Below are 12,718 nucleotides of genomic sequence, written 5' to 3' on the forward strand. Positions count from 1 at the left end.
GGACGGCCGGCCGGCGTTCGCCCGGCAGTTCGATTCAAGAGTGCTGGTGAGCACGGTAGTTGACCGCGGTGTCGGGAGTCTGAACGCCATGGGTGCTCCAGGTCCGGGGTGGGGGGCCGTCATGACGCGCCTCCTGTGACCACGTACGCCGCGCCGTCGAAGTTCAGCTGTACGCGGCCGCCGGGGCCGCCCGTCCCGAAGGTGACGGTCCGCCCGCCGGGCAGGGTGACCACGACCTCGATCCCCAGGGCCCGCGCGGCCGCCTCCCACGCCGCCTCGGGCCCGTCGCCCCGGGCGGGGGCGCCCAGCAGCAGGCGCAGGTGCCGGAGCGGTGTCAGGCCCAGCTCCCCGGCCGTCAACGAGCCGCCGAGCAGCACGGCTTGGGCGGTCTGCCCGGCGGTGAGGACCAGGCCCGCGCCCGCGAGGTCCGCCACCGGAACGGACCGGCCGGGATCCAGCAGCCGGGTCGCGTCCGCCGGCCCCAGCGCCGCGAGCAGCGCTTCGTCGAAGGCGAGCCCGGCCGGCGGGGCAACCGGCGTGACGGCGGGCGGGGCGACGGGCGGTACGACGGGTTGGGGGGCGGTCGGGGCGACAGGATGAGCGGCGGCCCCGGCCGGTCCGGCCACACCGGTCGTGAACTCGCGGAACGCCTCGTACCGCGCGTTGTCCGCGTCCGTCGCCGCCCGCGGGTTCGCCGCCGGGAAGTGGACCGCTTCCGAGCCGGGGCCGTACAACCGCTCCAACAGGGGCAGGAGTACCGGCTCGTTGGCCCGGACCCACGGGGCGCCGTTGTTCCGCGGCCGCAGCGTGTGGGGGTCGTCGCCGTGGTTCGTGCCGAGATAAGCGTTGCTGAGCTGGGCGAAGAACTCCCACTCGTTCGTCGCCGCGTAGGTGTCGCGCTGTGTGCCGTCGGCGTGCCGGCGGGGCCCGTCCGGCCAGGGGGCGTCCGGTCCCCCGTCGCGCAGCTCCCCGAACCTCCGGGAGATCAACGCCCGGTCGCTCGCGGTCAGCGCGGCGTGGTGCAGGAGGTGCGCCATCTCGTGGGTGGCCGACGAGTACCCCTCGGCCTGCTCCAGGTTCCGGCCGACGCCGGACCGTTCCCCCAGCAGGTTCTCCTCCGGCAGCGCCGCCACGAGCGCGTGGCCCGCCGTGACGCCCCGCAGGGTGTCGAGGCCGTGGTCGATCGTCCCGGGCCCGGCGGCGAAGGTGCTCACGGCTCCCAGCGGCAGGTCCTGCGGGAGCACCGCCACCGTGGCGCCCGACGCCAGCAGCCGCACCACCGTGTCCGGATCCCGCAGCATGCGCGCCACCTGCGCGTACGCCTCCCCCCGCGCCGACACCGGGCGGGCGGTCCCGTCCAGCAGCACCACCAGCAGCCGCGCCGCCGCCTCGGCGAACTCGTCCGCCGTGAGGCGCGACCGCAGTCCCGCCACGAAGTCCGCCCGGCCCGCGAGCCACCGCCGGTGCCGCTGGTCCAGCAACGGGAGCCCGTCCAGCAACTCCCGTACGGGGAGCTGGGACAGGCGCGCCACCAGCGCGTCCGCGTCGGGCGGCTCCACCGCCTGCGGTACGTGGACGACGGCCTCCGCCGCCTCGGCCGGTCCCCCGGGCGCGACGGAGGCGCCGGCGGGCACCGGAGCCGGGTTCAGGACGGGAACGGGCACGGGGACGGGTACGGCGGTCGGCGGGGCGATCGCGTCGCTGCCCCAGTAGTGCCGGTGGTCCGAGGAGTAGTGGACCTCGACGACGGGCCCGGCCGGGGGGCCGTAACGGTCCACGACGAAGGGCGGCCCGCCGAACTCGTCGGTCTGCGCCACGTCGACGGCGAATCCGAGGGCGTGCGCCGTCAGCATCAGGAAGGCGTCGCCGTGGTCGCTCGCCCAGCTGGTGTCCCAGGACTGCACCGCGCCCAGCAGCCCCTGGAGTTCGGCGGTGCTCAACGGCGCGGTGCTCATGAGGTAGGCGGTCTCCAGCGCGGTGCGCAGCGCGTGGTCGGGCATGGCTGCGGGGTGGGCGACGCCGTGCCGCTGGGCGAGCGCCAGCAGGTCGGCCCGGGTGGTGGTGGGCCGGCGCAGCAGGCGGCCGAACTCGGCGGCGACGGAGGCGCGCAGCTGCAGCGCGACCTGGTCCGGCAGCTGGTTCGCCCGGGCCGCCTGCCGCAGGTAGTCCGCGACGAAGGTGCGCAGGGCGGCGACGGCCGCCCGGGACTCCGGGTGCGGGGGCAGGATGGCGGTGTACGAGAGGGCGGTGGCCTGGGCGTACAGGTCGGCACGGGCTCCCGCGGTGTCCGAGAGCCAGGCGTAGACGGCCGGGGAGGTGGCGGCCAGCCCGGGCAGCCGGTCGCGGACCAGCTGCGGCGCACTGGCGAGGAAGGCGTACAGCAGGCACTCGCCGTTCGCGACGGTGCGCAGCGCGTTCCCCGCGGCCGGCCGGCGCGAGCTGCTCCCCTGGGCGGCCACGGTCCCGCTGCCGGTACCGGTGCCGGTGCCGGTGCCGGTGCCGGGCGGCGGGGTACCGAGGCCCGTGCCGGGCGGGGTACCGAGGCCGGACTGCTGCGTACCCACCGTGCCCTTGGGCTGGGTCTGGGTCTGGGACTGGGACTTCACGCCGGTCTTCGCCTTGGCGCCCTTCGGGGAGGCCTTCGGGACCACCCGCGGCGCGGGGGTCGCCGTGGAGCGGGCGTCCAGGGCGGTGCGCGGACCGCGGGCCGGGGTCGACGCCACGGAGGAGCGGGTGACCTCGACCAGCCCCTCACCGGCGGTGCTGCGGGCGGCCCCGAGCGTGCGGGCGAGGCCGGGCAGCCGCTTGGCGGCGGCGCTCTGCACGCCCGCCGCTTGGGCCTGCGCGGTGCGGGCGGTGGCGATGACCAGGTCCACGGCCTTCAGCTCCGCGTCCCGCTGGTCGTGCACTCCGGCGGCGGTGTCCCGCCTCTTGACGGCCGTTTCGCGCGCGCCGCGGCGGGCGTCCTCGTCGGCGCGCGCGGTCGTCACGTTCCCGGTGAGGCCGGGCAGGGCGGCGGCAGCGGTCAGCGCGTCGGCGCGCGCGGTGTCCAACGCGGTCCGGAGCTGCGTCTGGCGGGTGCGCAGTCCCGTCTGCCGGCCCCGCAGCCGCGCGATGCCCTGGCGGGCGAGCTGCTCGCGCGCCCGCACGGCCGCCACCGTGTGCGGCGGCTGTGGCGTCCGGACCTGGCGCGCCATGTGCCGCAGTTCGGCGGCCGCGGCCCGGGCCTCGACCGACAGGGCCCGCTCGTCGCGTTCGGCGGCCGCCAGGCGGCGCTCCACGGCGGCGACGTCGCGTGCCGTCCGCCGCACCAGCCCGTCGGCGCGGACGGCGGCCCTCTCGCCCCGGGTCAGCGCGGTCCGCGCCCCCGTGTGGGCCTTGACCGCCCTCCGCAGCTCCTGTTCGGCCTTCAGGTGGGCCTTCTGCCGGGTGTCCAGCACCGTGCCCGCCGCGACGAGGGCCTCGGCCGCGGCGGTGCGCGGGTCGCTCTGGTCGGCCTCCTGCTGCCGGGCCAGCGCCTGCCCGCGGTGGGCGTCGCCGTGCTCGGCGACGGCGTCGGCGAGGGCGTTCCACGCCGTGACGGCGGCCGCGTCGGTGACGGCCAGGGAGCCGTCCGCGGCGAACGCCCAGTGCTGGAGCCCCTCGTCGGTCCGCAGCACGAGTTCCACGGGCCGTGCGGCGAGGACGGCGGTGCGGGAGGCCGCGTACAGGGCGCGCGCGAGGCGGGATCCGTCCGGGTCGGGGCCGGGGGCGAGCCAGATCTGCGCCGCGTCCTCGTTGAGGGCCAGGCCGCGGGCGAGCACGGCGGGCAGGTTGCCGAGGGGGTGACGGGTCCAGTCGCGCAGGTCGGCCGCGGGCTGCCCGGCGAGCATGGACCGCAGGTCGTAGACCTGCGGGTCGGTGCGGGCGCCGGTGACGCCGTAGCCGAGCACGTCGCGCTCGGACAGCCTCGTCTCGGCGCTGCCGCTGACGTACCGGGTGCCGCCGGGACCGGTGACGGTGATCAGGACGTCGACCATGGTCTCGTAGCTGCGGGTGCCGCGTCCGCCGTCGGCGGGCAGGGCCGTGCCGCCCACCTTGAACCACTCGCGGCGGCTCGCGGTGACCGCCGTACCGGGGCCCTGGGTGACGGGCTGCCGGGCGAGCACCGGGATGCCGGCGCCGAACAGGTTCGAGGGGGACAGTGCGTCCCCGGTGTGGGCGGTGTTCAGGATGGTGTTCGATCCGCCGCCGACCGTGAGGGCGGTGGACGCGGTGGTCCCGGGCAGCCGCAGCCGGTCCAGGGTGACGTCGCCGGCGTCGGTGATCCGCCGGGGGTTGCGCACCTCGATCCGCAGGTCCGGGGTGGCTCCGGCGTCCTCCTCGGCCGGGTAGGCGCCGGGCATGGACGAGGTGATCCCGGTGCCGCGGGGCAGGTCCACGCTGACGCGCGCGGCCTGGATCAGTTCCCCGATGCGGACGGCGGCAGCCTCGGCCGACTCCGACAGCGGGGTCGAGGCGAGGCCCGGAGCGAGCCCCGGTGCGACCTCGGTGAGGGCCCGGGAGAGTTCCCGGTAGGCGTTGAAGTGGAACACCGGGGCCGGTCCGTTCGGCACGAGGCGCTCCCCGTCGCCGATGCGGCGGCCGCCGCCCGCGGGGGCGGTCGCGGTCCTCGGGTCGGTGGCCGACAGGCCCGGCGGCAGCGGGTCGGCGGGCGCCGGCGGGTCGGCGGCCTCGCTGCCGGTGAAGCGCAGGCTGACCCGGGCGGGCACGGTGGCGGTGCGGACGGGGCGGCCGAACAGGGTGCGCCGGGCCCATTCGATCCAGCCCGTGTTCTCGTCGAACCAGCCGATCACACCGGCTTCGACGATGCCGCCGGGGATGTTCAGCGGCCATTCGACGACGAGTTCGGAGCGGACCGAGGCGGTGTACTCGTACTCCACCTCGAAGTCGGCCGCGTTGTCGGTGCGCATCCAGTAGCGGTCCTCGTCCGTCGAGGAGTTCTTCGCCGCGTCGGAACTGGTGGTGGTGTAGGTCAGGGCGGGCCCGGTGCGGTCGGTGCGGGTGTCGTCGGCGGGGCGCGGGTAGCGGGCACTGGGGGTGAAGGTGGTGGCGCTCTGCCGGGTCGTGGTGGTGCCGGTGGAGGTGTTCGACGGGGCGTGGATGTGCACCTGTTCCTGTCCCGCACCGGCTCCGGCGCGGCGGCCGCGCACGGTGCGCAGCCCGGCGGTGTCCTGCCGGGGCCGGGCCTCCAGGGCCACCTCGACGAGCCGGGCGCCGCCCTTGGCGACGTGCAGGAAGTGGAAGCGCTGTGGCCGGCCGGGTCCGCGGCCGGGCAGGGCGCGCAGGGCGGTGGAGGTGGTGAGGTCGGCGATCCGGGTGCGCACGCCGGAGAGGTAGGCGGAGTGCCCGGGGGTGGTGGATCCGGGTGCCTCCGCCTCGACCAGCCGGGTCAGTTCGGTGCGCAGCCGGTCGCGCCGCTCGACGGGCCCGGTCGCGGGCGGGGGCGGGGCGACCGGCGCCGTGGCGCTCGGGGCGCCCGTGCTCGGAGCCGCGGCGCCCGGGGCCGCCGTGCTCGGAGCGGGTGCGAGCTGCCGGACGGAGAGGACGCCGGCCAGCCCGAGTTCCTGCGTACGGGCGAACCGGTCCGGCAGGGGCAGGTCGGCGGCCGGACGCGGGGTGGGCGTCAGCGAGCCGACGTTCCCGAACCATTCGGCGTCCCGGCTGAGTTGCGTGTCGCTCATCAGGAACTGGGCGCCGCGGGGTATCTCGACGGCGAGGGTGACGGGATCGGCGGCGGTGACGCCCAGGGTGCTGCCCACCAGGGTGCGCCGCCCGTGCCGCACCGTGACGAGGATGGTCGCACCGGCGCGGATGCGGTGCTGCACGCCGCCCTCCGTCGGGGTACGGGTCACCCCGGTGGAGGAGGTGACCGTCCGGCTCTGGTCCGTACGGCGGGTGAGGGCCTGGCGGCCGGACGGGTTGAACAGCGGGGTCGCCTCCGGCGCCGGCGCCTCCTCCTTCGGCGCGCGGGCCGCCTTCCCCGTGCCCCCCTCGGCCGTGTTGGGGGCCGGTGCGGGCCGCTGCGCCGCGCTGAACGCCCCGGCGAACTGGTGGCCGGCGCTGGTGGCGGTCTGGTGCGAGGTGGTGTCGGTGGCTCCGACGTCGGTCTCCAGGTACTGGGCCGCACTGTTCGGGTTCTCCGGGTCGTGCAGGAAGCCCTGGAGCTCGATGGAGAATTCGTGGTCGGCGCCGAGGCCGGGGAGAGTCAGGCCCTCGACGACGTAGCCGCCCTTGAAGATCTGGTGGGAGCGGGCGGACAGGTTGGCGGTGCCGAGCGCGGAGCGCAGCGCCTCCCTGAACGGGGTGGTCTCGTCGGTGGGGTCGGCGCCGTCCAGGTTGTCGGAGAGGCCCGCCGCCTTGTTCGCCAGGTCCGACAGGAATCCGGTGGTGGCGTCCCAGGCCTGGTGGAGGGCCCCCTTCCGGGGGCGGCCGGGATAGGTGCCGGTGACGATCCGGTCGAAGGCGTCGACGAGCGCGGCCGACCCCTGGAGGCTGTCCATGATCGCGTCGTCGGGGAGGCGCACGACGTTCGGTACGGGGTTCCCGGCCGCGTCGGTCATGGCCAGCCGCGTGCGGTCCGCCGGGCGGACGGCACGCACCTGGTGGCCGGCGCGCGGCGGGCGCGCGGTGCCGGCGGGCTGGGTGCGGTGGTGCGGAACGGCGAGGGTGAGGTGTCCGGGAACCGTGTGGACGGCGGGCCGTTCCTCGTCGGGGGGCCGGGGGGCCTGCCCGGACGGGCTTACGGGGTCACCGGGGTCGGCGAACCGTTTCTTCGGCTGGGCCCCCTCCTCGTACAGGTCGAGTGCGAGCTGCGCGGGCACGTCGAAGACCTCGGTGTCCTGCCCGCTGCCGATGAAGAACTGGTCCTGGCTGTTTCCGGAGCCGGCCGTGAGCGTGTCGGCGCTCTGCCTGCTGTACGTGTAGTCGCCCGAGCCGCTGAGCGTCCACGCGGGGGCGCCGGCCGGACCGGAGGGACCGCCGCCGAAGCCGGCCTGCCAGCCGTGGGCCCGGCTCCTGGACTCGTTGCCCGGGACGCCGAACGAGGAGATGCCCATGACCTGGATGCCCGGCAGCGTGCGCCGGTGCCGGGTCGCGGCGGCGGCGTCGCGGGTGGCGCTCAGCCGCAGCTGGACCCGGCGGGTGCCGCCGGTCCGCCGGGGCAGGTCCAGCCACAGCGGGACCCCGCCGTCGAGCAGGGCGTCGGCCGAGGCCCGCAGGCCCACCTCGGAACGGGCCTGCTCGAAGCGGCGCAGGTTGGCGAGCTGCGCCTGCGCCCGTTCCTCGTCCTCCACGTAGGGGGCCAGGGGGCGCGTGGTCGGGGGCAGGAACCCCTCCTCCCGCAGCCACGCCTCGGCCCGCCGGAACATCGGTTCGGCGCCGGTGACGGCCAGCGGCGCGGCCGACAGGCCGAGCGCGTCGAGGTTCTCCAGATCCTCGGGGAGCTGGCGCGGCCCCTTGCCGGCGGCGTGCTCCACGCCCTGCGCGTCGGCCCGGGACAGCATGCGCATCCGCAGGCCCGCGTCCCAGGGTCCGGCCCGGTGCGTCGTGCTTCCGCCGCGGGCGCGGACGAGGGTGACCTGATAGGTGACCCTCGCCGGGGTGAGCAGGTGGCTGCGGTTGCTCCGCACGGCGTGCGCAAGGGTGGCGGAACCGCCGGACGAGAGGCCGGAGCCGGTCTGCCACTTGCCGCCGCCCTTGAAGGCGACGCTGCCCTGCACGCGGGAGGAGGCGTCGGGGTGGCCCGCCGCCGTGTCGGAGGTGAAGACGGGGGCGACGCTGCCGTCGCCCGCGATGCCGCTGGCGAACCTGGCGGAGCTGTCGAGCTTCACGATCTGCGAGACGTGCGCCTCCAGGTTGATCTTCCCCTCGACCGTGCGGTGCGTGGGTGCGGGGTCGGGCTCGACCACGGCCGTCAGCCGGAAGACCCCGATCGCCTTGCCCCGGCCGTCCAGCAGGATCGGCGAGTACAGGCCGCCGCCCCGCTGGAGGGGCAGGGTGCCGCGCAGCACCGGCTCGGACAGGAACGCCTCCAGTTCCTCGGCGGAGCCGTCCGACAGGTCCGACAGGTCCTCCTCGAAGGTGCGGCGGACGTCGGAGAGGAGGCGGGCGGGCTGGTGGACGGTGTCGACGCCCCACACCGGGAGGTCGTCGAGTCCGGCGGGAGCCGGCATCGGTCCGGAGGGCTCCGCCGCGAGGTGCTGCGGGAACCAGACGGTGACCGGACCGTGCGCCCGCGCGTCCCCCCAGTCCGCTTCGGTGCTCCCCGTCCCGGAGGGCTCCGGCCGGTCGGTCACGACCTGCCACTCCGAGGCGAACTCCACGGGCTGCGACAGCTCGTTGCTGCGCTGCGCGGTCATCGTCTGCACGGCGGAGGCGACGGTGGTGCTCGCGGAGAACTGGTTGTGGGTCAGCGTGAGCGCGAACGCCCCGTCGAGCCGGCTGACCGGGCCGGGCCGCCCGATGGCGAACGAGCCCGACCAGGTCACCGGGACCGTGCGGACGTTCCCCGAGTTCTGGGAGGCCGAGGATTCGGAGCTGCCCTGTCCGCGCCGCTCGACGCGGCCCTCGGGGTCCTCCACGCTGTTGGCGCCGTACCGGCCGGACCGCACGGGGTCGCGCAGGCCGAGCCGCACGTCCACCGTGCGCTCCCGGCCCTCGTGGGTCACGGTGAACCGGCGCCCGGTGCTGCGCAGGTAGGGCAGCTGGCGGGCCAGCTCGACGGCGTTGGCCCGCTCGCGGAGCTGTACCCGTACGGGATGGTCCTGCGGCGCGGTCCGCGGGATGCCCAGGCGGGTGAGGATCTGCCGGTGCAGGCCGTCCACCACCGCGTCGGACAGCGGCTCGACGTGCACGAGGCCGACGTTGCCGTCGTAGCCGGTGCCGTATCCGGTGACGTACGCGGACAGCGGCGCGCTCCAGTCGCGGGGGGCCCGGCTGGAGTCCCAGCGGCCGTCGTGCTCGTCCGGCGGCAGCGGATCGCCGTCCGCGGCGGCGGGATCGGCGGTCGCGGGCGTGGCGGTGGCGGTGGCAGTGGCAGTGGCAGTGGCGGACGGGGTCGCGAGGTCGGTGGTCGTGGACGGGGAGGGCGTGCCCGCCGTGAGCGGGTGGTCGTGCACCACCGGGCCTGATTCCAGGGCCGATTCCAGGGTCCTCAGGTCCCGCTCGGTGATCGCCCCCGCGGCGGGCAGGCCGGTGGTGTCGGCCATCACCCCGGTGGTGGTGCCGGCCGCGAGGAGGCGGCGGAACAGCGATTCCGGATCGCGTGCCCGGTCCCGCAGGCCCGTGTAGTGCAGGATCTCGTGCAGCGCCACGGCGTCGTCGCGGCCGGGCCCGGCGCCGAGCCGGATGTGCAGCTGGTCGCTGCGGTCGGGGTCGGCGCCGCGGCTCAGCTCCACCGCCTCGGCGTGTTCGGGGGCGTGGGTCAGCACCAGCTCCACGTGCAGCTGGTCGCCGGAACCCGGCAGCCGCAGGCCGTGGTTGACGTGGACGGCGAGCAGCGCGCGCATCCGCTCCTGGAACGCGGGCAGCTCGGCGGGATCGAAACCGGGGCCGAACCGGACCGGCAGGTGCAGGGCCACGTCGCGCACCCAGCGCCCGTCCTCGGCCTGGACGCGGCGGAGCCGGGCGCGGACCAGCGTCGTGAGGCCGTGCAGCGTGCCCGGGGCGCGCCGCCCGTCGAGCGGGTCGGCCGCCGGGTCGAACCAGTCCAGGTGCAGCGGGGCCGCCGGAGCGGACGACCGCCGGTGGCGCCACTGTCCGGGCCGTACGGGAACCACCGCGGCCTCCGCGACCGCGGGCTCGACGGCGGTGTCCGCGTCCTGCGCGTCCGGCGCGGGCGTCACCGACGCGGTCGCGCGCGGCGTCGGGGGTACGGGCGGCTGCGCGGCGGTCGGGCCGCCGACGGTGCGCACCGCCGCCGGTGGGACGGGTGCGGGAACGGGAGCCTCCGTCCCGGTGACGGCGGCGGGGTCGCCGAGGTGCGCGGCGAGCGCCTCCAGCCCGGGCCCGCTCAGCCCCTGGTGCCGCCCCGGGGCGCCGGTGGTGCGGGCGGTGGTGGCGTCTCCGGTCCGGGGTTCGCCCGGCAGTCCGAGCTCCCGGGCGATCCGCGCGGCGTAGTCGGCGGGGTCGGCGTCGGTCCACCACGCGGTACGGGTCATCGGGCGGTCGCGGCCGACCGGCCCGACGGCGAGCCCGCCGGGGTCCGGGACGGCCGCGACCTGCTCGACGGTGACCTGGAGCCGGTCCCCGCCCGGCAGCCGGTGGCCCGGCGCGTTGAAGTGGTCCTCGACTCCGGAGCGCACCCGCTGCCAGGTGTCGTCGGGCAGGCCGTCCGGCCCGGTCGCGATCCGGACGGTGACGTCGGTGACCCACGTGCCGTCGTGCTCGACGCGGCGGACGTCGAACGAGGACCGGGCCGGGGCGGCGGGAGCCGTCGCCCCGGGCCGCGCCGGATCGGCGGGGACCGGCGCGGCGTCGGTCCAGGTGTGCGTCCGGGTGACGGGCGGTACGGCGGCCCGGGCCGCCTCCCAGGCCGGGTTGCCGGTGAGCGGGGCGGGGCCGGTGTGCGGGGGGCCGGGCACGAAGGCGACCGGCGTACGGGCCGCTTCCCGCTCCGGGGCGTCCTCGCCGGTCCCGGGGGCGGTCTCGGGCGCGGAGCCCCTCACCCGGCCCGTCTCGTCGGAGGCGCCGACGGAGGTCGTCGGGCGGGGGACGGCCGCTTCCGGGGCGGCGGGCGGCGGCGCGACTCCGGTGGGCCCGACTCCGGTCGGTCCGGGGACGCCCTCGCCGGCGGGCTGCTCGCGCCCGGCGGTCCGTACCGGCGCCTCCTCGGCCGGGGTGTGCGCCTCCTCGGCGGGCACCTCCGTGTCCTCCTCCGGGAACACGGCCCGCTCCGGGGCCTCCTGGGAGCCGTCGTGTCCGGCGCCGACCGACGGCGGACGGCCGCCGGCCGCGGTACCCGGCGAGGGCGTGCCCGAACCCGCGGCCGGCGCGGAAGCGCCCTGGCCGGTGGTCCCGGGGAGCCCGGCGGACGGGTCGGCCGCAGCGCCGGTCCCGCCGGGCAGGGCGGCCGGGTCCCCGGGCAGGTCGGCCGGGTCAACCGGCCCGTCCGCCCAGAACTCCCGCTGCCCGGCGGCCGGATCGGCGGTCCGCCCGGACGCCGCCGGTGAGGACGGGAGCGAGGACGGCGACGAGGGGGACGACAGGTCCACCGACAGGTCCACCGGCAGCCCGGGCGGCAACGGTGCGGGCGGCGGGGCCGGGACCGGGACCGGGGAGACGGGCGTCGGGCCGGGGACGCCGGGCCGCCCGCCCGCGCCGGGGTCGACGGAGCGCCGGGCCGGGTCGGAGCGGTCGTCGCGGGCGGTGCCGTCGACCGCGGCGGGCACCCGGCCGGTCGCCGGGGGGACCGGCGCGACCGGGAACGGGGCGGGCGGCACCGGCAACGGCGCCGGGCCCGTCACGGGGGACGGCGGGGCGCCGAGCGGGACGTCGTCGCCCGCCGTCACCGACGGCACGGCGCGCGGCACGGAGGTCAGGAGCGGGTCCGGACCCGGTACGGGGACCGGGACCGGGGAGCTGCGGGGCGGGCCGTCGAAGTCGCCCGGCCCCCGGGGGTCCGGGCCGCCGCGGAGGTCGATGTCGTTGAGGTCGGTGAAGTCGTGCGAGTCCGTCAGCCACTTGTGCAGCCACAGACCGCCGCCGCCGAGGGCCCCGTCGGCCACCACCTCGAACATGGAGCTGGTGCCGGAGCCGACGAACGTCTCCCACTTGAACTCCCACACGCCTTCGAAGGCCCCCTGGACCAGGACCTCGGCGGCCGACTCGCTGACCGCTCCGACGACGAACGCCTCGGCGAGGTCGTTGAGTCCGTCGAGGAACTTCGTCGTGAACGGGTTCTTCCTGGCGAAGTCGTCGAAGCTGTCGAAGGTGTTCTTGAACCACTTTCCGGCGTGGTCGAACGCGCCGCCGAGGATGCTGGCGAACCCTCCGGCCAGGGCGCCGAAGGCGGCCCCCTTCCCCACGTCCTCCCAGTCGATCCCGTCGGGCCTGCGGTCGTTCGGGTTCAGCGCGATCTGGGCGAGCCGCACCGCGAGGACCTGGAGCGCCTCCTCGATGGCGCTGGTGAGGGTGGGCGCGAGGTGGGTCATGCGCAGCAGCCGGTCCACGATGAGCAGGACGGCGAGCCGGCTCCTGGCCCGCGCCAGCATCATCTGGGAGACGGACGTGCCGCCGGTGATGGCGGCGAGCGCGGCCAGCAGCGCCAGTTCGACGAGCAGGGCGATGATCTCGGCGATGATCTCCCACTTGGCCTGCTGGATGTTCATCGAGTGGTCGATCTGGCCCCGGGCGATGTCGTCGAGCTTGTCGACCATCGAGTCGAGGTGGTTCACTCCCCCGTCGTCGGTGAGCAGCGACAGCGCCCGGACGTACGGGTCGGCCACGTCGTCCGGCAGGGCGGTGGAGGCTTCCGAGATGGAGAGCTGGATCTCGTTGCGGAGGTCCCGGATGCCGCGGCCGAACCTCAGATAAAGCTCACGGCTGTCGTATGCGAGGTTCTCCCGAGCCTCCAACGGCATCTCGCCGATGAGGATCCAGAGCATTTTCCGGACGTCCTCCGGAAAGTTGATCTCCTGCACCCGACACTCCGCTCACCCGTGGTCCCACCCCCGTGGAC

Annotated in this window: 1 protein-coding gene; it reads right to left on the reverse strand. The window is 76.5% G+C overall.

Going from position 1 to position 12,718, the window contains the following annotated elements; translation table 11 throughout:
* Positions 1-119 precede the first annotated feature (119 nt).
* Entirely contained in the window at positions 120-12,644 is a 12,525-nt protein-coding gene (locus ACZ6S8_RS23620; RefSeq protein ID WP_469458752.1) for a WXG100-like domain-containing protein, read from the reverse strand.
* Positions 12,645-12,718 lie beyond the last annotated feature (74 nt).

It is taken from the genome of Streptomyces sp. NPDC048461, from assembly GCF_055587105.1.